We start from the raw sequence: 25,161 nt of genomic DNA, 5'->3' as shown, positions 1-25,161 counted from the left end.
GCGGGCGGGAGCCGTACGGCTCCCGCCCGCTTTCGTCTGTCCCTGCCCGTCGCCCACTCTGCCCGTCGCCCAACGGCCACGGGACCCGCAGCCGCTCAGTAACCGCCTTCGGCGGGCTCGCCGGGGATCGTGCCGGCGGGACCGTCGGCGGGACCGTCGTCGGGCGAGGTCGCCGGCGAGGACGGCTTGGAGCCGCCACCCGAGCCGGGCGCACCGCCCCCGCCCGAGCCGGACGGACGGTCGCCGTCGCGGCTGGGGGCGTTGCCCGCCATCCCCTCGCCGGAACCGGTGTCCGCCCCGCCTCCGGCGCCGCCGCCGCTCTGCCCGGCTTCATCGGCCGCGGGGGGCTCGTCGCCGTTCGCGGCCTCGCCGCCCTCCCCTGCCTGGCCCGACCCTCCGGATTCGCCCGCGCTCTGCTCCTGGGTGGGCGCCGGGCGTGTCATCGAATCGCCCTTGTCGGAGGAGTTGTTCAGCACCGCGAACACCACGCCTCCACCGATGAGGACGCTGACGAGCGCCACGGCCAGGACGAGGAGGGTGTTTCCCCTTCCCTGCCTGCGCCGCGGCCCTGGGGGAGGAGGGGTCTCCGGTTGGCCCGTCGACGATTCAACGTGCCCGTGCATGTGAAACAACTCCCTGTGATCAGTGGGAAACCACCACGGCCTCCTCACGCGTGGACCACACTAACCCCAGTAACGGATTCGCCGCACATGCGTCACAAGCGAATAACGATTTATCCACCTAAACGTCACATCTCACTGAAAAGAACCTGGCAATGGGCCCAAAAGCCGCATTAGTGGCTGTAACCTCCGCGCTTGCGTTCGCCGCCGCCGGGACCGCGCTCCTCCTCCTGCCCGTCGGAACACCCGCCCGCAGACCCGCTGACTCCCCCGCCTCGCACCCGCCGCAGACACCCGCGCGCGGGGCGGCCGTCACCCAGGAGGCGCGCCTGCTGCCGCCCCCGGTCAACGGCCTGCCGGCCCGGCGGCTACCAGGGCTGGAACGCGTCACCCGGGCCGCCGTGCCCTCCCTCCGGCCCGCCGTACCGTCCTCCCGGAACATTCCGCGCCGAACACACGGCCCGGTGCCGGGCGTGCCCGCGGCGAGGCCCGAGCTCCCGCCGCCCGCCCCCTCCACGAAGGAGGCGCCCCGCGGGAAACCCGCACCGCGCGAGAGGACGGCTCCGGCGGCGCCACCGGCGCAGCGCCCCGAGGGGTCCGGTCCGGACTACTGCTCTCGTTATCCCTCACCTCGCCGCGAGGCGTGCCGAGCCCTACTCGACCACTACTTCAGCCGGTGACTTGCGAGGCGACATGAGGAAGGGGCCGTGTACGGCGCACGCCGTACACGGCCCCGTGGCTCAGGACGTCTCTGTGATGTCAGGACGTGAGCGAGCAGCCCGACGAAACCGGGGCCGGAGCCTGCGGAGGGCGGCCGATGCTCGGCATGCCGAGCAGCACGCCGGGCGAGGCGGGCGGAGCCGCGTGGCGCGCCTCCCAGGCGTCGCCCGCGCGGGTGCGGCGCACGCCGGTGGACGGGCCGTCGGCGACCAGGTGGTGCGGGGCGGCGTAGGTGACCTCGACGGTCGCCATGTCGCCCGGCCGCGGCACCTCGGCGCCCACGGCGAAGTGGACCAGGCGGTTGTCCGCGGCGCGGCCGGACATGCGGTGGGTCGCCTCGTCCTTACGGCCCTCGCCCTCCGCGACCAGCACGTCGAGCACCTTGCCGACCTGCTTCTTGTTCTCGTCCCAGGAGATCTCATTCTGGAGTGCGACAAGGCGCTCGTAACGCTCCTGGACGACCTCCTTCGGCACCTGGTCCGGCATGGTCGCGGCAGGCGTGCCGGGGCGGATGGAGTATTGGAAGGTGAAGGCGTTCGCGAAACGGGACTCGCGCACGACGCGGAGCGTCTCCTGGAAGTCCTCCTCGGTCTCGCCCGGGAAGCCCACGATGATGTCGGTGGAAATCGCGGCGTCGGGCATCGCCGCGCGGACGCGCTCGATGATGCCGAGGTAGCGCTCGGCCCGATAGGACCGGCGCATGGCCTTGAGGATCCGGTCGGAGCCCGACTGAAGCGGCATGTGGAGCTGGTGGACGACGTTGGGGGTCTCGGCCATGGCGGCGATGACGTCGTCGGTGAAGGCGGCGGGGTGCGGCGAGGTGAAGCGCACGCGCTCAAGTCCCTCGACGTCACCGCAGGCGCGCAGCAGCTTGCCGAACGCGAGCCGGTCGCCGAACTCCACGCCGTAGGTGTTGACGTTCTGCCCCAGGAGGGTGATCTCCAGGACGCCCTGGCCGACCAGGGTGCGGACCTCGCTGAGGATGTCGCCCGGCCGCCTGTCCTTCTCCTTGCCGCGCAAGGAGGGGACGATGCAGAAGGTGCAGGTGTTGTTGCATCCCACGGAGATGGCGACCCAGGCGGCGTAGGCGGACTCGCGCCTCGTGGGCAGCGTCGAGGGGAAGGTCTCCAGCGACTCCTTGATCTCGACCTGGGCCTCGTGCTCGATGCGCGCGCGCTCAAGCAGCACGGGCAGCGACCCGATGTTGTGGGTGCCGAAGACCACGTCGACCCATGGCGCCTTGCGCACGATCTCGCCCTGGTCCTTCTGGGCGAGGCAGCCGCCGACCGCGATCTGCATGTCGGGGTTGGCGATCTTGTGGGGGCGCAGGTGGCCGAGATTGCCGTAAAGGCGGTTGTCGGCGTTCTCCCGCACGGCGCACGTGTTGAACACCACGATGTCGGCGGTGACCCCTTCGAGGGCACGAACATATCCCGCGTCTTCCAGCAATCCGGACAGACGCTCGGAGTCATGCACGTTCATCTGGCACCCGTACGTGCGGACCTCGTAAGTGCGGGCGCTCTGCTCTGTGACAGTCATCTCACGCCCAAGCGTAAGCGCTTCCGGCACCCGGCCACCCCTCCACCCGTCACACCAACGCCCTTACAGGCAGTCAAGCCCGATGGTAGAGTCGGCCCCGCCCGCATCCGCCGGCAACGCGTGGGGCACATCCCCATTTCCCGGAGGCTTCCATGCCATCCCCGTCGCGGCCCCCTGCGACTCCTTGGCGCACCCCGGGTGTGCTGAGCGTCGACGAGTGGCTGGCGCTCAACGACCAGGCCCCCGACGGCAGCCGCTACGAGCTGATCGACGGCAGCCTGATCCTGTCCCCTCCGGCGGGCTTCGTCCACCAGTGGATCGGCGCCGGGCTGCACGCGACGCTGCGCGCCGCCGCACCCGCCGACCTGGTCGTCGTCAGCTCCGTCGGCCTGATGCTCGACGATTCGCCCGGCGCGCTGCCCGACCTGCTCGTGCTCGACAGAGACGCGTTCGCGCGCGCCCACCGCGCCGCCCGGGGCGGGAGAGGGGCGGACACGGCGCAGGTCGCCAGGCCGGAGTGGGTCAAACTGGCCGTCGAGGTCGTCTCGCCTCCCCACCAGGTCGTCGACCGCCTGCTCAAGCCCACCAAATACGCCGAGGCCGGCATCCCCGCCTTCTGGCGCGTCGAGACCCACCCCTTCCGGGGGCAGGGCGGAGACGAGCTCCCGGTGGTGTTCGCCTACACCCTCGACGGCGAGGTCTACCGGCTCACCCACCGGGCCGCCGCCGGGTCGCCGACCGAGGTGGCCCTCCCCTTCCCCTTCACCCTCGACCCGGGCAGCCTCAGCGCCACTTGAGCTTCTGCGCCACCTGAACTTCTGCGCCATACGAACTTCAGCGCCATACGAACTTCAGCGCCATACGAACTTCAGCGCCATACGAACTTCAGCGCCATACGAACTTCAGCGCCATACGAACTTCAGCGCCCGTTAGGTCCCAACCGTCTCAGGCCTGTTTCGGACACTTTCCAACAAGTCAACATGCTGTGACCTGATCGGTACCCCGGGGTTAGTGACCGGCAGCCTCCGGGCCCCTACGTTGTTGACCATGGCGGAGAACGGGGAAGCGGCTCCACTCGTCACATTGGCCCATGTCGACAAGTATTTCGGCGATGTGCACGTCCTGAAGGACATCAATCTGACCGTCTCCCGAGGCGAGGTCCTCGTGGTAATCGGGCCGTCCGGGGGTGGCAAGTCAACACTGTGCAGGACCATCAACAGACTGGAGACCATCGACGCCGGGAGCATCGTCTTCGACGGCAGGCCGCTGCCGGCGGAGGGGCGCGAGCTCGCCCGTCTGCGCTCGGAGGTCGGCATGGTCTTCCAGTCGTTCAACCTGTTCGCTCATAAGACGATCCTGGAGAACGTCGCTCTCGGCCCCGTCAAGGTGCGGAAGGTGCCACGGGCCCAGGCCGAAGAGCGCGCGCTGCAACTCTTGGAACGGGTCGGCATCGCCGCCCAGGCAGACAAGTATCCCGCGCAGCTCTCCGGGGGCCAGCAGCAGCGTACGGCTATCGCGCGGGCGCTGGCGATGGACCCCAAGATGATCCTGTTCGACGAGCCGACGTCAGCGCTGGATCCGGAGATGGTGCAAGAGGTCCTCGACGTGATGGTCGAACTGGCCCGCGAAGGCATGACGATGGTCGTCGTCACGCACGAGATGGGCTTCGCCCGCAGGGCCGCCAACCGCGTCGTCTTCATGGCCGACGGGCAGATCGTGGAGGAGAGCGCCCCCGAGGAGTTCTTCACCAACCCCGGGACCGAGCGGGCCAAGGACTTCCTGTCGAAGATCCTCACGCATTGACGCGCCCACCGGCGACCGGCCCTCGTCCCGGACGGCGGTCCTCAGGCGGCCGGTAGCGGGTAGGCAACGACCACACGTAGAAGCACCCCCGACCCATACATCTAAGCAAGAGCGGGCTGTGACCGCCCGCATACCAGCCGTGATAGTTCAGGGAAGAGGTAGCGATGCACCCACGTCGAGTCGGCGTACTTGTCACGGTCGCGGCTCTCACCGCGGGCCTGTCCGCCTGCGGCGGCGGCGAGAAGACCTACTCCAGCGTCGTCGAGAAGGCCAAGGAGACCAAGAAGCTGGTCATCGGCGTCAAGGTCGACCAACCCGCCCTCGGACTCAAGAAACCCGACGGGACGATGGAGGGCTTCGACGTCGATGTCGCGAGATACATCGCCAAGGAGCTGGGGGTCCCCGAGAGCGGCATCACCTGGAAGGAGACGATCTCCAAGAACCGCGAGCCGTTCATCCAGCAGGGCCAGGTGGACCTCGTCCTCGCCACCTACTCCATTCTGCCCGAGCGCAAGGAGAAGGTGACCTTCGGCGGGCCGTACGTCGTCGCCCACCAGGACATCATGGTGCGCGGCGACGACACGTCGATCACCAAGGTCGACGACATCAAGGGCAAGCGCATCTGCCAGGCGTCGGGCTCCAACTCCTACAAGCGCATCACCGATCCGCCGCCGAACGGCAGGGCGATCGAGACCCAGCTCGTGCCCGCGGGCTCCTACGGCGAATGTATGGAACGACTCAAGGGCAAGACCCTCGACGCGGTCACCACCGACGACCTCATCCTCGCCGGGTTCGCCGGACAGGGCGGCGGCACCTTCAAGATCCTGGGCGATCCGTTCACTGATGAGAAGTACGGCGTCGGCATGAAAAAGGGTGACACTGCCACCTGCAACGCGGTGAACGCGGCCATCGCCAAGATGTACCAGGACGGCACGGGGCAGACGCTCGCCAAGAAGTGGTTCGGCAGCGCCCAGGGCCTCACGCTCCCCACCGCCGCGCCTCCCGCCGAAGGCTGCTGACCCCGTCCGACGACGCTCCGGTGAGCCCCGCCGCGCATGGCCACGGGGCTCACCGGTGCTTCCCGACCATGTGAGGAGGCCGATGGAAACCCTGATCGCCAACCTCCCCGAGGTGTTCGCCGGGTTCTGGGCCACGATCCGCCTGACCGTGATGAGCGCGGTCTGCTCGCTGCTCCTGGGCCTGCTGCTCGCCGCGATGCGGGTGGCCCCCACCCCGGTGCTGCGCGGGGTCGCGACGTTCTACGTCACCACGCTGCGCAACACCCCGCTGACGATGGTGCTGCTCTTCTGCAGCCTCGGCATCAGCAACGTGCTCCACCTGAACTTCTCCGAAAACCCGCAGATGAACGGCTACTGGTTCGCCGTGCTGGGGCTGTCGGCCTACACCTCGGCCTTCGTCTGCGAGGCGATCAGGTCCGGCATCAACACCGTGCCCCTCGGGCAGGCCGAGGCCGCTCGGGCCATCGGCCTCACCTTCACCGCGTCGCTTCGACTGATCATCCTCCCGCAGGCGCTCCGGACCGTCGTCGGGCCGCTCGGCAGCGTGCTCGTGGCCCTGACCAAGAACACCACCGTAGTGATCGTCGCCGGCTACGCGGAGGCCGCCTTCATCATGAACGAACTGATCTACGAGGGCAGCGGCACCGTGGGGATCTTCCTCGGCTTCGCGCTCGGATTCGTGATCCTGACCCTGCCCACCGGGTTCTTCTTCACCTGGCTCGCCAAGCGGATGGCGGTGAGCCGGTGAAACCCCAGGCGTCCATCCTCTTCGACACCCCGGGGCCGCGGACCCGGCTGCGCAACAACGTGCTCACCGCCGTCGGCGCCGTGCTGATCCTGGGCATCGCCTACTTCGTCTGGGCGAGGTTCAACGAGGCCGGGCAGTTCGACCCCGAACTGTGGAAACCGTTCCTCGACCCGCAGGTGTGGCAGGGAATGATCCTCCCCGGCCTCGTCGGCACCCTGTCGGCCGCCGCGCTGTCGATCGTGCTCGCGCTCGTGTTCGCCGTCGTCTTCGGCCTCGGGCGGCTCTCCGACCACTGGTGGCTGCGCTGGCCCTCGGGCATGGTGGTGGAGTTCTTCCGCGCCATCCCCGTGCTGCTCATGATCTTCTTCGCGCAGGCGGGCGCATTCGAGCTGTTCGGCTACACGATGGACGCCTTCTACGCGGTGGTCATCGGTCTGACGCTCTACAACGGCTCGGTGCTCGCCGAGGTGTTCAAAGCCGGCGTCCTCGCCGTGCCGAAGGGCCAGTCGGAGGCGGCCTACGCCCTCGGGCTCCGCAAGAGCGGCGTGCTGCGCCTCATCCTGCTGCCGCAGGCGACCACGGCCATGATGCCGGCCCTCGTCAGCCAGATGGTGATCGCGCTCAAGGACTCGGCGCTCGGCTACATCATCGCCTACGAGGACCTGCTCAACACCGGCTTCCGCCAGCTCCCGGCGAGCTTCCACAACCTCGTGCCCGCGGCCATCGTCATCTCGCTGATCTACATCCTGCTCAACCTCGGCCTCGGCTACGTCGCCACCGTGCTCGAACGGCGGAGCCGCCGCAGCCGCAAGTCCAGCGCGCGCCCCGTCACCCTGGCGACCGTCGGCGGCGGGAGCGGCAGGGGAGAATAGGGGACAATAAGGAAAGGCACGATCCATGCGATCCATGTCCGCAAAGCCCATGAGAGGCGACACGGGGCACTGACTTCAGGCAGGATTCGAGTATGTCCCCTGACCGCACCGCTCTGCCGTACACCCAGTGGCCCTCCCCCATCACCAGCAGCGACGTGGCCAGAGCGGGCCTGCGGCTCACGTCACCGACCGTGATCGGCGAGGAGATGTGGTGGTGTGAGGACCGCCCCGCCGAAGGCGGGCGCACCACGATCGTCCACCGTGCGGCCGACGGCGGCCACAGCGACCTGCTCACCGCCCCATGGAGCGCGCGCTCGCGCGTGCACGAGGACGGCGGACGCCCCTACGTGGTGGTCCCCGACCTCGGAGTGGTCTTCAGCAACCACGCCGACCAGCGGCTCTATCTCCTGGTCCCCGGAGAGGAGCCGCAGGCGATCACACCCGTCCCGGAGCGCCCGGCGGGGCTGCGCTACGCCGAGCTCATGGTCCGCGACGGACTGCTCTGGTGCGTGCGGGAGACCCACCATGAGGACGGGAAGACGACGCGTGCGATCGTGTCGCTGCCGCTCGACGGGGTCGAGGAGCCCCGCGAGCGGGTCACCGGCAGCGATTTCTACGCGTCTCCGGCGCTCTCCCCCGACGGCAGGCACCTCGCATATGTGTGCTGGAACCACCCGCGCCTCCCGTGGACCGGCACAGACCTCCGCGTCACCCGCCTGGCGGACGGCAACTCCTGGACCGTCAGGGGAGGTCTCAGCGAGTCCGTCCTGTCCCCTCAATGGCAGGACAACAGCCACCTTCTCCTGGTCTCCGACTGGTCCGGCTGGTGGAACCTCTACCAGATCGGGATCTACGGCACGACCTCTCGCCCGCTCTACCCCGCCGAGGAGGAGTTCGCGGGCCCGCTGTGGCAACTCGGCCGCGCGCCCTACGTCGTTCTGGACGACGGGCGCCTCGCCGTACTGCACGGCAAGGGCGACCTGCGCCTCGGACTCCTCGACCCCGACAACGGCACGCTGACCGATGTCGATACGCCGTACTCCGGCTGGGTGCCCGGGCTCAGCACCGACGGCCGCGCCCTCGCCGGCGTGGCGTACGGCCCTGCCGCGCCTCCGGCCGTCGTACGGCTGGACACGGCCACCGGGCAGGTCGAAAGCCGGCGTCAGGACACCGGCGCGCTTCCCGACCCGGCCTACCTGCCCACCCCGCGCGCCGTCGAGATCCAGGTGCGTTCCGGGCGCAAGATCCACGCCTACGTCTACGCGCCCGCGAACGCCGGGGCCGAAGGCCCGGCCGACACGGCTCCGCCGTACGTCGTCTTCGCGCACGGCGGCCCTACCGCCCACGTGCTCTCGGCGTTCGACCTGGAGAAGGCGTTCTTCACCAGCCGGGGCATCGGCGTGATCGATGTGAACTACGGGGGTTCGACCGGATACGGCAGGATCTATCGGGACAGGCTGCGCGGCCTGTGGGGCATCGTGGATGTCGAAGACGTCACCGCCGCGGCCGAGTGGCTGGCGAGCGAGGGGCTCGCCGACCCGGCGCGGATCGCGATCAGAGGCGGCAGCGCGGGCGGCTGGACCACCATGGCCGCCTGCTGCTCCACCGACGCCTTCGCCGGAGGCGTGTCGTATTACGGCGTCAGCGCGCTCGCGCCATTCAACGCCCACACCCACGACTTCGAATCGCGCTACGTCGAATGGCTCGTCGGCCCCGAGGACTCCGCGCTCTACGCCGAGCGGGAACCCATCAGCAGGGCCGACGGCGTCACCTGCCCGATGCTGCTGCTCCAGGGGCTCGATGACCCGGTGGTGCCGCCGGAGCAGTCCGCCGGGTTCGCGGCGGCCCTCGCCGAACGAGGCGTGCCCTGCACCTACCTCACCTTCGAGGGCGAGTCCCACGGATTCCGGCGCGCCGAGACGCGCGTCGCCGCCCTCGCCGCCGAGCTCGCGTTCTACCAGCAGGTCCTCAGCGACTAGCCGCACTCGAGCTCGTGATGCTCAAGGCTCACGAGCCGGTGACGCTCAAGGCTCACACGCTCGTGATGCTCAGGGCGCTTGGGGCTCTCGGGGCGCTCGGGGTTCATCGTGCGAACTCCGTGGCCCGGGATTCGCGCACGACGGTGATCCGGATCTGGCCGGGGTAGGTCAGCTCCTCTTCGACCTGCTTGGCCACATCGCGCGCGATGACCTGCGCCTGGATGTCGTCAACGGCGTCCGGCCTGACCATGACCCGGATCTCGCGGCCCGCCTGCATGGCGAAGACCTTGTCCACACCCTCGTAGGACTGCGCGATCTCCTCCAGCCGCTCCAGCCGTTTGACATAGGCCTCAAGCGATTCACGCCGGGCACCGGGACGGCTGCCGCTGATCGCGTCGGCCGCCTGCGTCAGCACCGCCTCGACGGTGCGCACCTCCACCTCGTTGTGGTGCGCCTCGATGGCGTGGACGACGTCCTCGTGCTCGCCGTACCTGCGGGCGATCTCCGCCCCGATCAGCGCGTGGCTCCCCTCGACCTCGTGGGTCAGGGCCTTTCCGATGTCGTGCAGCAGCGCGCACCGTTTGACCAGGTCGCTGTTGAGGCGGAGCTCGGCGGCCATGATGCCCGCGATGTGGGCCGACTCGATGAGGTGCTTCAGGACGTTCTGACCGTAGGAAGTGCGATAGCGAAGCTGCCCGAGGAGCATGACGAGTTCAGGGTGCATATCGGTGATGCCCAGTTCGACCAGCGCGTCCTCGCCCGCCCGCCCGCACAACTCCTGGACCTCGGCCTTGCTGCGCTCGTAGGCCTCCTCGATCCGCTGAGGATGGATGCGTCCGTCCAGCACGAGCTTTTCCAGCGTCAGCCTCGCGGTTTCCCGGCGGACCGGATCGAAACATGACAGCAGCACCGCTTCGGGAGTGTCGTCGATGATGAGGTTGACCCCCGTCGTCGACTCGAACGCCCGGATATTGCGTCCCTCACGGCCGATGATGCGGCCTTTCATCTCGTCGCCGGGCAGGTGCAGCACCGACACGACCGACTCGGCCGTCTGCTCGGTCGCGACTCTCTGCACGGCCAGGGTCACGATCTTGCACGCGCGCTTCTCCCCCTCCCTGCGCGCCTCGCTCTCGATCTCCCGCACGATCAGCGCGGCCTCGCGTTTGGCCTGATTCTCGATCTCCTTGACCAGCTCGGCCTTGGCCTGGTCCGCGGTCAACCCGGCGACCCGCGAAAGGATCGCCATGCGCTCCTCCTCCACCTGGTCGAGCTCCACCCGCCGGTCGGCCAACTGCGTCTCGGTCTCCGCCAGTTTCCGCGCCCGCTCGACCTGCCTGCGCGCCTCTTCGTCGAGCCGCTGCTCACGCTCACTGAGGCGGCTCTCCCTGCGCTCAAGATCGGTGCGGTGTTCCTTGAGCTCGTTCTTGAGGACCTGCCCTTCCTCTTCGGTCTCCCGACGCAGCCGGGTCGCGCTCTCCGTCAACGCCTCGGAACGCCGCTGCTGCTCTCCCGCGTCCGCCTCCGCCTTGGCCCGGATCTCCGCCGCCTCCCGACGCGCCTGCTCAAGCTCGGCGTGCGCCTCGGCGATCTGTTCCGGACTCGGGGCGGATAGCCGCATCAACTGGCCGCCGGAACGCCGGACGACCACGACGAGGGCGGCGAGCGCCACCACTGCGAGAACGAGAACCGCCACAGTAAGCGCGACCGAAAGCGTCTCCATGAGCGCCCCGCCCTCCTCGCCTCGCAACCCTCGAAACCTTCAAGCGGCGAGGCGTCACGCGTGCGGCACAGATCACCCAAGCGTTGGCGCGACCAGGACAAATATCGAACCAAGACGGCAGGTTTGCACACCTGAGCCACCCAGGTCCCACCTGTCTCGGATTCTCAAGCTTGCTCGTCCGTCGTTCACCGTTATGGCAATCCGCGCTGCGCGGAGTAACTCCTCACTGCCGTCGAGGTTAAGTTGTCGAAGTGGTCACGGGCAAGCAAAGGAGGGTCGACGCGCGTGTTTTGCCAAAGCCTGGCCCTCCCACCTGCGTGTTCTGACTCAGACGCACTAACACTCCGTAATCGCGCGAGTCTTCCGCAATGCAGCAGCACGCCGACCTGAAGACCTCGAAGGCCGATTCAAAAAGCCAACCAAAGCCACATCTTCCCAGGTAACAGCACTGAAGCCCGATACCCCGATGAAACATCGGTATGCATAGTGAGTCACGTCATTCGGCTGTTATCGTCACTCACGGAGGTGCGGCATGGACGATTGGGACGTACGTCAACAAGTGTTCACAACGTTCGCAGAAGAGGGGAGAGCCCCATCTGTCGCGGAACTCGCCGTGCGCCAAGGCGTGGACGAGATCACAATCCGTGCCTGCCTCATGCGGCTCCACGAGGCGCACGCCCTCGTCCTCACCGAGTACGGCGACGCCATCCGCATGGCCCACCCCTTCTCCGCCGCCCCCATGGGCTTCGTCGTCACCGCCGACGGCCCCTATGAGCAACGGCTCTGGTGGGGCGGCTGCACCTGGGACTCCTTCGGTATCAGCGCGGCGCTCAAAATCGACGTCAGCGTCGAGACACGCTGCCCCGGCTGCCACACCCCCCTCCGCATGGACGTCGGCCCACACCAGCCGCCCGAGCCCGAGCTCACCGTCCATATCCCCCTTCCCGCCTCCCAATGGTGGGACGACGTCCTGCTCACCTGCTCCAACATCCGCATGTTCTGCTCGGAAGAGCACCTGGCCGCCTGGGCCGACCGCACCGACCGCCCCATAGGCCGGGCACTGGCCGCCACCACCCTCTGGAACCTCGCCCAACCGTGGTACGGCGATCGCCTCGACACCGGCTACCGGCCCCGCCCCACCGCCGACCTCCAACATCTCCTCACCGACAGCGGCCTCACCGGCCCCTTCTGGCAACTCCCCGACTAACCCGCCCCGCTTCGCCCCGCCGGAAGACCTTCCCCGGCCTCCCCGAGGCCGCCGACGCCGTGGCGGCAGCCCTCCCCAACACGACGCGCCGCATCCTGCCGGGCCAAGGCCACGGCCCGACCCCTGAGGCCATGGTCCCGGCGCTCCTGGACTTCCTCCGCAAGGCCCCCTAGGCCCGGAGAGAGCTGAGTCCAGCTCGCCTCGCCGCCCACTCTTCGCCGTCGGCCTTCTCCTCGGTCTCCTCGTCGGCCTTTGAGGCACCGCGCTCGTGGCACGCCGTACCCGGGTCGGTCGTAGTTCAGCTCCGAGGGAAAATCTCTGTCTCGGGGCGCTGCATGTATTCCATCGCCGCGGTGAACTTCGGGTCGCCGAAGCGTCGCTCCATTTCCTCAGGCGTCACGTCCTCGATGCGGGTCTGGATCCACCACACATTGCCGAACGGATCGCGCACCCGCCCGACCAGGTCGCCGAAGGCCAGGTGGGTGACCTCCGAGACGGAGACGCCTCCCGCCTCGACCGCCTGGCGGTGCACGGCGTGGGCGTCCTCGACGTACAGCCGGAGAAACGCGGGCGTCGCCGGCCAACTCGGGTCGCCGTCGAAAAGCATCACGATCGCATCCCCGATGCGGACCTCCGCATGCCCGATCACCCCGCGGGCGTCGATCACCCGGCCCAGTTCCTCGGCGCCGAACGCCTTCCGGATGTAGTCGATGACCGCGGCCGTGTCGCGGGAGATGATCCACGGCGTGACGCTCGTGTAGCCCTCGGGGATCGCCTTGACAGACATATCGGGTGGTTCCTTTGCATGCGGGAATGTGCCACCGACGCTAGCCCTCATGTAGGTCAGTTTCTGTCCTCCACGGCACGAAGTGTTCTGGCGGCCATCTCGCGCAGGTAGTCGACCAGTTCGGGCGGCCCGTGCACCTCGAACTCGCAGCCGAGCATGACCAGCCGGAATACGAGCCACTCCAGGCTGTCGCTCTGCCCGGACAGTCGGCAGGTGTCGGAGTCGATCGGCTCCAGCTTGTCCGCCGTGTCGCCGAGGCGGCTCGCCACCCACTCGACCTGAGCGTGCGGAAAGCATGGGCACCGTCCCAAGTCAGGCATGATGGCGCGCGGTTGATAGATATCGGGGAAGCGGGGCCGCGGGAATGCCGATATTGGCACCGATCCGCTCCAGGGAGTCGTCCTCATCTTAAAACAGGCGCGCTTAGTCGATCTTTTCGGCGGGGTGTGCGATAGGGCGGCCCACCCGCTTGCCCTTGGCTTCGGCCACACTGCGAACCTAGATCGCGCGCTCGGCTTCGAAAACTCCTCAACGAATGACAGAAATCGCCACCATCGGCTTATCCGTAATGCCCTGAACCAGCCTTACCGAGCCATCCCATCCAGCACGATCGGGGCCCAGCCCGAAAGGCACCAAAACCGGCTCGTCGTGTGACCGCCGTCGCCCGACCAGGTCAGATGGACGCGCCGTGACACCGACAGGCAGGGATGGAGGCCCGGTTCACCCTGCGAGCCGGATCCGACTCAGGGAAAATCTGCACCCCCAGGCAAACACATATGCATGCATTCATCGGTAGCGAAAGGTCTCTCTGGACCTTCAAATGACCATAGGATCCCCGCTTTGATTTCCTCGCGGCGTACCGCCGCGGCGGGGCGCCCTTCATGCGCAGAAGCCGAAAAATCGTTCTGCATACACAGTTCCCTGGGATCCCGCGTTCGAGATAGCGGCGCCGGTCCCCTCATCCGCGCAAGGAGCGGCACGGTGTGAAAATTAAGCCATGGTTATGGCGGCGGCAAGAGACCCAGCGAATCGACAACCGTACCGGGTAAATAATCGGCACCTTTACTCCGCCTACAAGACCGTATTCTCCTGCCGTACCGAGTTGAGACCATATTTGACCTGCCCGCGTATTCAGGTCTTCTGACGCCGGACCGGTCCGCCGGAGGGCAAGGCTATGACCACTCGCCGATGTAGGGCTCTTCTCCTGTCGTCTCGTCCGGAATGTTTTCGGCTTCCATGGCTTCACGTGCCACGCGGTATGCGAGGCCGGAAGAGTAACCCTTCCTGGCCAGCATGCCGACGACGCGGCGCATCCGGGCGTCGGGCGCGAGGCCGCGGGTCGCGGCCAGCTTCCTGGCCACAAGCCGCCGGGCGGTTTCGACCTCCTGGTCGGGGTCGAGCCGTTCAACGGCTTCCTTGACCGTGTCGTCCTCGACACCTCGTCGGCGCAGCTCGACCGCGAGGGCACGCCGGGCGAGGCCGCGGCCATGGTGGCGCGAATTCACCCAGGCTTCGGCGAACGCCTCATCGTTGATCAGCCCCACTTCGGAGAACCGCGACAGCACCGCCTCGGCCACGTCGTCGGGGATCTCGCGTTTGCGCAGAGCATCGGCGAGCTGGGCTCTGGTCTTGGGTGCCAGGGTCAGAAGCCTCAGACAGATCTCTCGGGCACGCGCATGCGGATCGCGCTCCAGAGCCGCCTTACGCTCCCGGCTGCCCTTACGCGACTCTTCATCGGAACCGAAGCCACCCCTGCCTGAGGCCCGCCGATCGTCGGCTCCCCGACCGTCGGCGGCGCCGGGATGAGCCCGACCTGGATCCAGGTCGCCTTGGTCACCCTCGGAGGGGGCACGGCGGGTGGCCTTGCCCCATGTGGACTTCCGGGGGGTGCCGCGGCGGAGCGGTCGGGCGTCTTCTTCGAAGGGGTCGGACGCCGACGTGCCGTGGCCAGGGTCGTCATGGGTGTCCGTGTGAGGATCGGCCTCGGACCCGCCGCGCCGCCACCCTTTGCGGCCTTGCCCCACCGGTCGGCTGCGGCGCAGTCGGCCGGTGGGCTCGGGCTGGTCGGCGTCCATCCACGCCCCCCAGTCCCGCGACCCCGGGGCGGGGTCGCGGGACGAGGCGTCGTGACCGCTCAGACGTCACCCGGCTTAGGGGCGGCGGCTGCCCTGGCCCGGGCCGAGGCGCCTGCGGCGCGGCCGGTCGGGGCGGCGGGGGCAGCGGTAGGGGCGGCCGGGGCGGCCGGCGGGGCGGTCTTGGCCGGCTCGGCGGCGGGGGCGTCGACGCGAGGACCGACCCCGAGCTTCTCCTTGATCTTCTTCTCGATCTCGTTGCCGGTGTCGGGGTGGTTCTTCAGGAAGTTGCGCGCGTTCTCCTTGCCCTGGCCGAGCTGCTCGCCCTCGTAGGTGTACCAAGCGCCGGACTTGCGCACGAAGCCGTGCTCGACACCCATGTCGATGAGGCCGCCCTCACGGGAGATGCCGAAGCCGTAGAGGATGTCGAAGTCTGCCTGGCGGAAGGGCGGAGCGCACTTGTTCTTCACGACCTTGACCCGTGTGCGGTTGCCGACGGGCTCGGTGCCGTCCTTCAAGGTCTCGATGCGCCGCACGTCGAGGCGGACGGACGCGTAGAACTTGAGCGCCTTGCCACCCGTCGTCGTCTCCGGGCTGCCGAACATGACGCCGACCTTCTCACGGAGCTGGTTGATGAAGATGGCCGTGGTGCGGGTCGAGCTGATGGCACCGGTCAGCTTGCGCAGCGCCTGGGACATCAGGCGGGCCTGAAGGCCGACGTGGCTGTCACCCATGTCGCCCTCGATCTCGGCCTTGGGCACCAGCGCCGCCACCGAGTCGATCACGACGATGTCGATGGCGCCCGAGCGGATCAGCATGTCGGTGATCTCAAGCGCCTGCTCACCGGTGTCGGGCTGCGAGACCAGCAGGGCGTCGGTGTCGACGCCGAGCCTCCTCGCGTATTCGGGGTCGAGCGCGTGCTCGGCGTCGACGAACGCGGCGATGCCGCCGGCCCGCTGAGCGTTGGCCACCGCGTGGAGGGCGACCGTGGTCTTACCGCTCGACTCCGGGCCGTAGATCTCGACGACGCGCCCCCTCGGCAGACCACCGATGCCCAGGGCGACATCGAGCGCGATCGCCCCCGTCGGGATCACCTCGATCGGGGCCCTCGCGTCCTCGCCGAGGCGCATGACGGAGCCCTTGCCGAACTGCCGCTCGATTTGGGCGAGGGCGGTCTCAAGGGCCTTCTCTCGGTCGTTGTTAGCCATGGGAGCCCCCCCAGAGGGTTGTGGATCTGGTCAGTGGAGAGAAAGCTACGGCCTGCCACCGACAGTTTCCGGGACGGCACGCATCGACGGCGACTCATTCATAATAGCCGAACGATTGTTCGATCAACGTGCGAACACGCCGGGCGAGGCGCCCTGGCCGAGGCCCTCGGCGGGCGGGCCGCGAATAGGGCGCAGGCGAGGCACGGGCGAGGCGCAGTGGCTTCGCCGTACAAGATCAGGGGTACATCTGAGCGTGCGGGACATACGCGCATGGCGACGTGGTCGGGCATTCTCCCGCCCCTGTTGCCACGGTGCCGACCTGCGGCGATCCTGAAGGGAGACGAACCCCGAGGTGCCCAACGTGACCAGCACGTACACCCAGCAACGCCGCACCCATCTCGAAACGCTCGCCGCTCAGCTACCGGAGTACGGGCTCGTCGGCCGCCTTCTAGGGGGCGAGGATCCCATGCTCTGGGTCTGGCATCCCACGACAGGCAAACAGACGATCATCTTCGCTACCCCCACCAAGGACGGGTGGCTGTTCCTCTGGTCGCCCAACGGCCAGGCGAAAGCCGACGCGACGACCACGACCGTGGAACTCCTCCGAAAAGCCCTCGCCGACCCGCCGACCTGACGCGTGGTGGCCCGCACCGTACGGCACGGGCCACCACCACGACGCCACTCTCCGCCCCCCCTTCCAGCGCCGTCGGAAGACAGGCGCCGGAAGGCAGGTGCCGGAAGGGGGCGCCGCCTCCTACGACAGAAGCGTGTCGCCGATCCACCCGGACGGTGAACAGCCGGGCGGTATGGCGAAGACCGCCGAACCGATCGGTGTCGTCCACTCATTGAGCAGATCGACCTCGGCGAGTCTCCTCTGGATGGGCACGAACTGCCGGTCTATGTCCGCCTGGTATGACGCGAAGAGCAGGCCGACGTCCGAACGGCCCCCGGCGGTGAGCCCCTCGTCGTAGTTGTACGCACGACGGAAGATCCGCATCCCGGCATCCGCGACATGCGCTCTCCGCACATGGGAGAACTCGGAGATCACCGGAAACCCCAGGGAGTTGAGCCGCGTGAAGTCCGGCGGGTCGAGCTCGGCACGGCCGGTGAGCGGTGCGCCCGTGTCGAGCCTGCGCCCTACGGAGAACTCCTTGGCCACCCGGTCGACGGCGTCCCAGGTTTCGAGTTCCATGCGTATACGCCGGAGCACCAGGGTGGTGCCGCCCCGCAGCCACTCCGGCCCCTCGGACACCCATATCGCTCTTGCGAAGTCAGGTGTGCCGGGTTTGGGATTGACCGTGCCGTCGAGCTGGCCCATGAGGTTGCGTTGTGTCAATCCGGGCGCCTCGACCTGCGGACTGCGCCGGAATCCGCGCTGGGTCCAGCGGACCGAGGCGAACGACCGCACATCCTTCACGATCATGCGCAGGGCGTGGGAGAGCGTGACCCCGTCGTCGCAGCAGATCTGGACGAGCAGGTCGCCGCCGCTCCACCGCTTCTCCAGCTTGTCGATCTTGAAGGGCGGCAGAGCCCGCAGGGACTCCGGACGCTGGTGGTCGAGTTTCGCCGCCGCGAAGAATCCCGGGCCGAAGCCGTACGTGATGGTCAGCTTCGCCGGCAGCACCGCCAGCTCGGGCTCGGTGTCCGCCAGCGCGGGCCGTCCTTCGACCAGCCGCCGTGCGTCGTCGGTGAGTAACCGCATCAGACGGACAAGCGCCTCGCGGTCGGTCCCTTCGCGCAGGTCCAAGCCGAGGAAGACGGCATAGGTCTGGGGTGTTGTGGCGATGCCCGCCTGGTGGGGGCCGTGGAAGGGTTCGACGGCCTTGCCGTACGGCACAGCGCCCGCCTCGGCCTCGGCCCGGCCTCCGGAGGCGGTGGCCACGAGGGAGGCCGCAGCCGCCGTGCCGCCGGCGAGCAGACCTCTACGGCTCACTCCCCGCCGGTACGGCTCAGGCCGGTCGTCGTGTGAATTCTGCATGGGTCTGATTCACCGTCAGCCGTGTCCGCCGGAGTTTCCGGACTCACCGTGGCCGCTATGGTCGCTGTGGTCGCCGGACTTCCCGGGGTCGTAGCTCTCGTTGCCGCCGGCGAAGTCCTTGCCCACGGCCTTGATCTCGACCTTGTTCCCGTTGCTCAGGGTGAGGGTGAAGGCGACCTCGTCGCCGGGCTTGATGGGGTCCTTCACGTCCATGACCATGATGTGGTCGGCGCCGGGTTCGAGAAGATGTGTGCCCTTGGCGGGCACGGCGAAGCCTCCCTCTTTCGGGCGCATGACCGACTTGCCGCCGTCGTCGACCACTTCATGAAGCTCCACCCGTGGCGAGACGGGGGTCGACGCCGAGACCACGGTCACCGCGGCGTCGGTGTTGTTGACAATGGTCCCGAACATGGCGGTCATACCGGACTTCATGGTTTTCACCCAGGGGTCGGTCATGGTGACCGTACCGGCTGCCGCAGGAGAGGCCGCTGCGGGAGAGGCCGCGGCGGGCGTGTTCGAGGAGGACGCGTCGCCGGTCGCGGTGTTGGTGCCCTGGGAACCGCATCCCGCCACCGCGATCACGGCGGCGAAGAGGAGAGCGCATGTCGCATTACGACGAAGGTGCATGTGCATGCCTTTCACTGGCGCGTCACGGCATACCTGCGGGACTCCTTACGTCGAAGGAGTCGCACGCGGTACGGCGGACGCCGGAGTCGTCAACTGGCTCGTTCACCGAGCACCCGTAGGGTGGTCGGCACACCCGCCTCAAGGTGAGGGGCGGGTTGGAAAGCGCGGTGACACCTCGGCTTCGGACGTCGCCGGGTCCGTGGAGAAGACCGGCGGCCGGGCACGGCGACCCGGCACGGCGACCGGACGCACGACCAAGCACGTGACCGACAAATGATCAGGCGCTGATCAGTCGCTGATCGAGCACGTGATCCGGCACGTGCTCGCGCGCGTGTCCCGGACGTGCTCGGGCGCGTGATCCGGCACCTGATCCGGCGCGGCGATCAGGCCGAGGCGGCGGTGAGGCTCCTCGGCGGCCCGCGCTGAGGAGCGGTGTAACGCAGCAGCGCCGACGTGAGGACCCGCGGTTCGTGCGCGTGAGGCCCCGGCAGCCACGGGGAGGTCGGCTGGACCACTTCGATCACGGGCACGCGCAGACGGGCTCCGACCCTCCTCAGCAGCGCCCAGAGAACGGCTTCGCCTCGGGCAAGCCACAAGCCGGTCAGCCCGATCGCCCACCCGTGCATGACGAGCATGCCGACCTCGGGCATCAAACCCGCATGCATGTGGCCGACCGCCATGCCCTCGGCCATGCCGTGCGTCATCGTGAGCATCAAGTGCGACACGATCTGCAGCAGGGTGAGCAATGGAAGGATCACTCGCAGCGTGCGCTCACGCCCGGACAGCGGCAACGCGCTCGCGAAGGCCAGCGCGAGCGCAACGACCACGCCCGACCCGGACAGCGCCCCACCGGCGAACACGTGCGCGGCCACGCTCAGCCCCGCACAGACCACGGCGAAAGCGGCGGCCCTGGTGAGTCGGAACGGCAAAGTCGCGGGCATGATGCCGCCATCATTCCACGCGCGGGGCACGGTCCGGCGACGCGCCGCCCGCGAAGGCGGAGCCTCAGCGCCTCAACTCAGCTTGGGATCGACGTCGGTGACGAGGCACACCGCCCGCCACACGCGCTTGGCCGATTCGCCGTCGGCCAACGCCTGGACCACGGTGCGCCCGCCGAGCTCGGCGATCACGTAGTCACGCGCCCACGACTCGGAATACGCCTCACCGAAATGGGCGTGCATTCGGTTCCAGAACTCCGTCAAGCGCATCCCCTCAGTCTGGCACCGATTCCCTCCGCACGGTTCCGCCGCTACTTGTGCCGCCCGCCCGGTCGGGGGCGCGAGCCGTACGGCAGCGCACGGCGGAACACGGCGGTGGCCGGGCGACGCGTTCGGCCTAAGCACATGGCCGGAGCACATGGCCGGAGCATGGTGACTTTTGGGGTCCATGCGGCATGCGGGGCGACCGGGGTTCGGGGGCGGCCGGTTCTGTCGGTGGGGGAAGGCAGACTGGGCCTGTGAGCTCGCTCGACCACTTCAGCCATCTGGCCAGGCACTGGTTCCAGAGTGCCTTCGCCTCGCCCACCCCCGCGCAGGAAGGGGCGTGGGAGTCGATCGCGCGCGGAGACAACACGCTGGTGGTTGCTCCGACCGGTTCCGGCAAGACGCTGGCGGCCTTTCTCTGGTCGCTCGACCGGCTGGCGTCCAGCCGGTCGGAGGCGGGGGCCGCGGGTGAGGGGAGGACCGGCCCGTCCGCCGACCCCGCCCATGCCGCGCGCTCGGGCAGGTGGGGCGCGAAGGGCGACGCCTCGGCCGCCGCGCGCGTGTGCCGGGTCGTCTACGTGTCGCCTCTCAAAGCGCTCGCGGTCGACGTCGAGCGCAACCTGCGCGCGCCGCTGGCGGGGTTGCGCCAGGCGGCCGGGAGCCTCGGTGTGCCGGCGCCCGACATCTCGGTGGCGATCCGGTCGGGTGACACTCCCGCCGAAGACCGCAGGCGCTTCGCCACGAAGCCTCCCGACATCCTGATCACCACGCCGGAGTCCCTGTTCCTGCTGCTGACCTCGCAGGCCAGAGACGCGCTGCGCGGCGTCGAGACGGTGATCGTCGACGAGGTGCACGCGGTGGCGTCCACCAAGCGCGGCGCGCACCTCGCCCTGAGCCTGGAGCGGCTTGACGCCCTGCTTCCCCGGCCGGCTCAGCGCATCGGCCTGTCGGCGACCGTGCGCCCGGTGGGCGAGGTGGCGGCGTTCCTCGGCGGCCCAAGGCCGGCCACCGTGGTGCAACCCCCCTCGGACAAGCGACTTGAGGTCGACGTCGTCGTGCCGGTGGAGGACATGACCGAGGTGGACCGGCCGCCGCGCCCCGCGTCGCAAGACGGCGATCCGTGGACTCCCGACACGCGGCGTTCCATATGGCCGCACGTCGAGGAGCATCTGCTCGACCTCATCGAGGCCCACAGGTCGACGATCGTGTTCGCCAACTCCAGGCGGCTGGCCGAGCGGCTGTGCACGAGGCTCAACGAGTTGTCCTACGAGCGAGACCTCGGCCGCCGCGCGCCGGATCCGGCCGGCGGTGCCGGGAGCGCGCAGGGGGGTGCCGTCCAGGTCGGTTTCCCCCTGGCGGACGGCGCGGGAGGTGCCCCTGCCGCGGAGCCCGACGGGACGCGCCGTGTCGCGGAGTCCCCCGGCGCCGCGGGGTGGAATGGGCCGGCCGGGGGCATGCCGGCGGAGATGATGGCCCAGGCGGGGGCCTCGCGCGGGGCGCTTCCCGAGGTGGTGCGGGCGCACCACGGCTCTGTGTCCAAGGAGGAGCGGGCCCAGATCGAGGAGGCGCTCAAGTCGGGGCGGCTGCCCGCCGTGGTGGCGACGTCCAGCCTGGAGCTCGGCATCGACATGGGGTCGGTCGATCTGGTGGCGTGTGTGGAGGCGCCCCCGAGCGTGGCCAGCGGTCTGCAGCGCGTGGGCAGGGCGGGCCACCAGGTGGGGGCGGTGTCACGGGGGGTGATCTTCCCGAAATACCGTGGCGACCTCATCCAGACGGCCGTGGTCGCGGAGCGCATGCGGGCGGGGGCGATCGAGGAGCTGCGTTATCCGCGCAATCCGCTCGACGTGCTCGCGCAGCAGATCGTGGCGATGACGGCCCTCGACGAGTGGACCGTCGACGACCTTGAGACGGTGGTGCGCGGAGCCGCTCCTTACGCGACGCTGCCGAGATCGGCCCTGGAGGCGACGCTCGACATGCTCGCCGGGCGCTATCCGAGCGAGGAGTTCGCCGAGCTGCGCCCGCGGCTGGTGTGGGATCGGGTGACCGGCACGCTGCGGGGGCGGCCTGGAGCGCAGCGGCTCGCGGTGACCAGCGGGGGCACGATCCCGGACCGGGGGCTGTTCGGGGTGTTCCTGGTGGGCGAGCGGGGTTCGCGCGTCGGCGAGCTGGACGAGGAGATGGTCTACGAGTCGAGGGTCGGCGACGTCTTCGTGCTCGGTGCGACATCGTGGCGGATCGAGGACATCACCGCGGATCGCGTCCTGGTCTCCCCCGCGCCCGGACAGCCGGGGAAGCTGCCGTTCTGGATCGGTGACACGCCGGGCCGCCCGGCTGAGCTCGGGCGTGCCATCGGCGCGTTCATACGCGAGGTGTCGCAGTCGGCCGCGCCCGAGGAGAGGGTGCGCGCCGCCGGGCTCGACGAGTTCGCCGCGGGCAACCTTCTCGCCTACGTGTCCGAGCAGCGCCAGGCGACCGGGCACGTCCCCGACGATCGCACGCTGGTGGTGGAGCGGTTCCACGACGAGCTCGGGGACTGGCGGGTGGCGGTGCATTCGCCGTACGGCGCGCGGGTGCACGCGCCGTGGGCGCTCGCGATCGACCGGCGGCTGCGCGAACGCTACGGGGTGGACGTGCAGGCGGTCCACTCCGACGACGGGATCATCCTTCGCATTCCGGACACGCTGTCGGATCCGCCGTCCGACGTGGCCGCGTTCGACCCCGAGGAGATCGAACAGATCGTCACGGAGGAGCTGGGCGGGTCGGCGCTGTTCGCCGCGCGGTTCCGGGAATGCGCGGGCCGGTCGCTGCTCCTTCCGCGCCGCGTCCCGGGGAAACGGTCCCCCTTGTGGCAGCAGCGTCAGCGGTCGGCGCACCTGTTGAAGGTGGCGAGCGGTTACGGCTCGTTCCCGGTGGTGCTGGAGACGATGCGCGAATGTCTGCAAGACGTGTTCGACGTGCCCGGCCTGGTGCGGCTCATGCGTGACATCGCGGCGCGCCGGGTCCGGGTGGTGGAGGTCGAGACCGCGCAGGCTTCGCCGTTCGCGGTATCGCTGCTGTTCCACTATGTCGGCGCGTTCATGTATGAGGGGGATGCACCGCTCGCCGAACGCAGGGCGCAGGCGCTCGCTCTGGACACCTCGCTTCTCGCCGAGCTCCTCGGGCAGGCCGACCTTCGCGAGCTGCTCGACCCGGAGGTGATCGCCGACGCCGAGCGTGAGCTGGCCAAGCTGGAGCGCCCGTTGCGCGATGTGGAGGATCTCGCTGATCTGCTCCGGTCGCACGGCCCTCTACTCGACGCGGATGTGAGCGTGCGCGGCGGGGATCCGGCGTGGCTGGGCGAGCTGGAGAGAACGAGGCGGGCCCTGCGGGTGCGCGTCGCCGGCGAGGAGCAGTGGGCGGCGGTCGAGGACGCGTCGCGTCTGCGCGACGCGCTCGGGACGCCGCTGCCCGTCGGGGTGCCCCACGCCTTCCTCGAACCGGTGAACGACCCGCTGGGAGACCTGATCGCCCGCCATGCCCGCACCCGGGGGCCGTTCACCGCGGCCACGGCCGCCGCGCGGTTCGGGCTCGGCGTCGCGATCGTGGCCGACACGCTCACCCGTCTCGCCGGGGCGGGCCGGGTGGTCGGCGGGGAGTTCCGTCCGGGCGGCCGAGGCGAGGAGTGGTGCGATTCGGGTGTGCTGCGCATGCTGCGGCGGCGTTCGCTCGCGCGGTTGCGCCGCGAGGTCGAGCCTGTCCCTCCGGAGACGCTGGCGGTGTTCGCCCCGGTGTGGCAGGGGGTCGCCTCGGGTCTGGGCGACGCGGCAGCGCAGGGGGAGTCCCGGGCGCCGGCGGGGCGCGCCTGGTCGGCGGGTAGGGCGATGGACGCCCTGGTCAACGCCGTCGAGCAGCTTCAGGGCGCCGCGGTGCCCGCGTCCGCCTTGGAGACGCTGGTCCTCCCGAGCCGGGTGCCTGGCTACTCCCCCGCCATGCTCGACGAGTTGACCGCTTCCGGTGAGGTGATCTGGGCCGGGCAGGGCGGGCTTCCGGGCGGTGACGGCTGGGTCGCGCTCTATTTCGCCGACACCGCTCCCCTGCTGCTGCCCGACCCCGTCGAGATCACGTCGACGCCGCTCCACGAGAGGCTGGTCGAGGTGCTCGCGGGCGGAGGGGCGCTCTTCTTCCGCGGTCTGTCCGACCGCCTCGGCTCGCTGGACGACCAGGCGCTGGTCACCGCGCTGTGGGATCTCGTGTGGTCGGGGCGGGTGTCGGGCGACACCCTCGCCCCGCTGCGCTCGGCCCTCGGAGCCGGACGCCCCGCGCACAGGCCGGCGGGCGGGCGCCGCAGACGCGTCGTGCTGCCCACGCGCACCGGTCCGCCGACTGCAGCGGGCCGCTGGTGGCTGCTGCCCGAGCCTTCGCGCAATGCGACGGGCCGGGCTCACGCCCAAGCCGAGGTGCTGCTGGAACGGCACGGCGTGGTGACGCGCGGCGCGGTCGCCGCAGAGCGCCTCTCCGGGGGCTTCGCAGGGGTCTATCCGGTCTTGCGGGCATTCGAAGAGAGCGGGCGGTGCAGGCGAGGCTACTTCGTCGAAGGGCTCGGCGGCGCGCAGTTCGCCCTGTCCGGAGCCGTCGACCGCATGCGCGCGCTGGCCCCCTCGGGGGTTTCCGTCTCGGAAGCCGCCCCCGGCCGGGAGGCCCCGCGCGCCGTGGTCCTGGCCGCCGCCGACCCCGCCAACCCCTACGGCGCGGCGCTCCCCTGGCCCGACCGGCTCACCGACATCACCCACCGGCCGGGCCGCAAGGCGGGCGCGCTCGTGGTGATCGTGGACGGCCGGCTCGCGCTCTACGTGGAACGCGGCGGAAAGACCCTGCTGTCGTTCATCGAAGACGACCGGCTGCAACCGGCCGTGGACGCCTTGGCCCTCGCCGTTCACGGCGGAGCCCTGGGCAAGCTCACCGTCGAACGCGCCGACGGCGTGGCCATCCACGAGTCGCCGCTGGCGGCCGCCCTCGAAGCCGCGGGGTTCCACCCCACCCCCCGCGGGCTGCGCCTCCGCGCCTGAGGTCCGGCCCGAGGA

Annotated in this window: 21 protein-coding genes; 10 read left to right on the top strand and 11 right to left on the bottom strand. The window is 69.4% G+C overall.

Annotated features, from left to right (window positions below):
• Nucleotides 1–95: 95 nt before the first annotated feature.
• On the bottom strand, nucleotides 96–623 hold the full coding sequence (locus BLQ73_RS02360; RefSeq protein WP_143020086.1) for a hypothetical protein: 528 nt from the start codon (nucleotides 621–623) through the stop codon (nucleotides 96–98).
• A gap of 173 nt (nucleotides 624–796) precedes the next feature.
• On the opposite strand from BLQ73_RS02360, the gene BLQ73_RS30885 reads away from it, so the two are divergent.
• Nucleotides 797–1,300, top strand: coding sequence for a hypothetical protein (locus tag BLQ73_RS30885; protein WP_143020085.1), 504 nt, complete (start codon nucleotides 797–799; stop codon nucleotides 1,298–1,300).
• A gap of 79 nt (nucleotides 1,301–1,379) precedes the next feature.
• On the opposite strand, the gene miaB is transcribed toward BLQ73_RS30885, so the two are convergent.
• Nucleotides 1,380–2,879, bottom strand: a complete 1,500-nt coding sequence (miaB, locus tag BLQ73_RS02355) for a tRNA (N6-isopentenyl adenosine(37)-C2)-methylthiotransferase MiaB (RefSeq protein ID WP_093167763.1) — start codon at nucleotides 2,877–2,879, stop codon at nucleotides 1,380–1,382.
• Between the two features lie 152 nt (nucleotides 2,880–3,031).
• On the opposite strand from miaB, the gene BLQ73_RS02350 reads away from it, so the two are divergent.
• The 6 genes from BLQ73_RS02350 (at nucleotide 3,032) to BLQ73_RS02325 (ending at nucleotide 9,300) form a co-directional block, all read left to right on the top strand.
• Nucleotides 3,032–3,676 carry a Uma2 family endonuclease gene (locus BLQ73_RS02350; RefSeq protein WP_093167761.1) on the top strand — a complete coding sequence of 215 codons (645 nt, stop codon included), beginning with the start codon at nucleotides 3,032–3,034 and terminating at the stop codon, nucleotides 3,674–3,676.
• A 250-nt stretch (nucleotides 3,677–3,926) separates the two neighbouring features.
• Nucleotides 3,927–4,682 carry an amino acid ABC transporter ATP-binding protein gene (locus BLQ73_RS02345; RefSeq protein WP_093167759.1) on the top strand — a complete coding sequence of 252 codons (756 nt, stop codon included), beginning with the start codon at nucleotides 3,927–3,929 and terminating at the stop codon, nucleotides 4,680–4,682.
• A 164-nt stretch (nucleotides 4,683–4,846) separates the two neighbouring features.
• On the top strand, nucleotides 4,847–5,701 hold the full coding sequence (locus BLQ73_RS02340; protein WP_093167757.1) for a glutamate ABC transporter substrate-binding protein: 855 nt from the start codon (nucleotides 4,847–4,849) through the stop codon (nucleotides 5,699–5,701).
• An 82-nt stretch (nucleotides 5,702–5,783) separates the two neighbouring features.
• A complete protein-coding gene (locus BLQ73_RS02335) occupies nucleotides 5,784–6,449 on the top strand; it encodes an amino acid ABC transporter permease (RefSeq protein WP_093167755.1) in 666 nt (221 codons plus the stop codon).
• Nucleotides 6,446–7,321 carry an amino acid ABC transporter permease gene (locus tag BLQ73_RS02330; protein WP_093167753.1) on the top strand — a complete coding sequence of 292 codons (876 nt, stop codon included), beginning with the start codon at nucleotides 6,446–6,448 and terminating at the stop codon, nucleotides 7,319–7,321. The genes BLQ73_RS02335 and BLQ73_RS02330 overlap by 4 nt, the downstream gene beginning before the upstream one ends.
• A gap of 92 nt (nucleotides 7,322–7,413) precedes the next feature.
• Nucleotides 7,414–9,300 (top strand): S9 family peptidase, encoded by a 1,887-nt coding sequence (locus BLQ73_RS02325; protein WP_093167751.1) that lies wholly within the window; start codon nucleotides 7,414–7,416, stop codon nucleotides 9,298–9,300.
• Between the two features lie 103 nt (nucleotides 9,301–9,403).
• Here BLQ73_RS02325 and rny read toward each other — a convergent pair whose 3' ends face one another.
• Nucleotides 9,404–11,020: a ribonuclease Y gene (gene rny, locus BLQ73_RS02320; RefSeq protein ID WP_093167749.1), complete on the bottom strand. Its 1,617-nt coding sequence runs from the start codon at nucleotides 11,018–11,020 to the stop codon at nucleotides 9,404–9,406.
• A gap of 532 nt (nucleotides 11,021–11,552) precedes the next feature.
• Here rny and BLQ73_RS02315 point away from each other — a divergent pair.
• Entirely contained in the window at nucleotides 11,553–12,227 is a 675-nt protein-coding gene (locus tag BLQ73_RS02315; RefSeq protein ID WP_093167747.1) for an alkylmercury lyase family protein, read from the top strand.
• 298 nt (nucleotides 12,228–12,525) lie between these two features.
• Here BLQ73_RS02315 and BLQ73_RS02310 read toward each other — a convergent pair whose 3' ends face one another.
• The 4 genes from BLQ73_RS02310 to recA all read right to left on the bottom strand — a co-directional run bounded on the left by BLQ73_RS02310 (nucleotide 12,526) and on the right by recA (nucleotide 16,294).
• A complete protein-coding gene (locus BLQ73_RS02310) occupies nucleotides 12,526–13,014 on the bottom strand; it encodes a VOC family protein (RefSeq protein ID WP_093167745.1) in 489 nt (162 codons plus the stop codon).
• Between the two features lie 56 nt (nucleotides 13,015–13,070).
• A complete protein-coding gene (locus tag BLQ73_RS33775) occupies nucleotides 13,071–13,283 on the bottom strand; it encodes a WCX domain-containing protein (protein ID WP_093167743.1) in 213 nt (70 codons plus the stop codon).
• Between the two features lie 903 nt (nucleotides 13,284–14,186).
• Nucleotides 14,187–15,089 carry a recombination regulator RecX gene (recX, locus tag BLQ73_RS02300; protein ID WP_093167741.1) on the bottom strand — a complete coding sequence of 301 codons (903 nt, stop codon included), beginning with the start codon at nucleotides 15,087–15,089 and terminating at the stop codon, nucleotides 14,187–14,189.
• A gap of 59 nt (nucleotides 15,090–15,148) precedes the next feature.
• Nucleotides 15,149–16,294: a recombinase RecA gene (gene recA / locus BLQ73_RS02295; RefSeq protein ID WP_093167739.1), complete on the bottom strand. Its 1,146-nt coding sequence runs from the start codon at nucleotides 16,292–16,294 to the stop codon at nucleotides 15,149–15,151.
• Nucleotides 16,295–16,655: 361 nt separating this feature from the next.
• Here recA and BLQ73_RS02290 point away from each other — a divergent pair, with 361 nt between their 5' ends.
• Nucleotides 16,656–16,928, top strand: coding sequence for a hypothetical protein (locus tag BLQ73_RS02290; protein WP_093168143.1), 273 nt, complete (start codon nucleotides 16,656–16,658; stop codon nucleotides 16,926–16,928).
• Between the two features lie 120 nt (nucleotides 16,929–17,048).
• Here BLQ73_RS02290 and BLQ73_RS02285 read toward each other — a convergent pair whose 3' ends face one another.
• From BLQ73_RS02285 to BLQ73_RS02270, 4 genes are all read right to left on the bottom strand, one after another.
• Nucleotides 17,049–18,272, bottom strand: a complete 1,224-nt coding sequence (locus BLQ73_RS02285; RefSeq protein WP_093167737.1) for a Dyp-type peroxidase — start codon at nucleotides 18,270–18,272, stop codon at nucleotides 17,049–17,051.
• Between the two features lie 15 nt (nucleotides 18,273–18,287).
• Nucleotides 18,288–18,899 (bottom strand): copper chaperone PCu(A)C, encoded by a 612-nt coding sequence (locus BLQ73_RS02280; RefSeq protein WP_093168141.1) that lies wholly within the window; start codon nucleotides 18,897–18,899, stop codon nucleotides 18,288–18,290.
• 383 nt (nucleotides 18,900–19,282) lie between these two features.
• Nucleotides 19,283–19,840: a hypothetical protein gene (locus BLQ73_RS02275; RefSeq protein ID WP_093167735.1), complete on the bottom strand. Its 558-nt coding sequence runs from the start codon at nucleotides 19,838–19,840 to the stop codon at nucleotides 19,283–19,285.
• 72 nt (nucleotides 19,841–19,912) lie between these two features.
• Nucleotides 19,913–20,107 carry a DUF3046 domain-containing protein gene (locus BLQ73_RS02270; RefSeq protein WP_093167733.1) on the bottom strand — a complete coding sequence of 65 codons (195 nt, stop codon included), beginning with the start codon at nucleotides 20,105–20,107 and terminating at the stop codon, nucleotides 19,913–19,915.
• 248 nt (nucleotides 20,108–20,355) lie between these two features.
• Between BLQ73_RS02270 and BLQ73_RS02265 the strand changes: the two genes are divergently transcribed.
• Nucleotides 20,356–25,146 (top strand): Lhr family helicase, encoded by a 4,791-nt coding sequence (locus tag BLQ73_RS02265; RefSeq protein ID WP_245690725.1) that lies wholly within the window; start codon nucleotides 20,356–20,358, stop codon nucleotides 25,144–25,146.
• Nucleotides 25,147–25,161: the final 15 nt, after the last annotated feature.

Source organism: Sinosporangium album (assembly GCF_900100605.1).
Taxonomy (GTDB): domain Bacteria; phylum Actinomycetota; class Actinomycetes; order Streptosporangiales; family Streptosporangiaceae; genus Sinosporangium; species Sinosporangium album.
The sequence above is the reverse complement of the archived record's forward strand: the minus strand, read 5'-3'. Positions and strand labels throughout refer to the sequence as shown.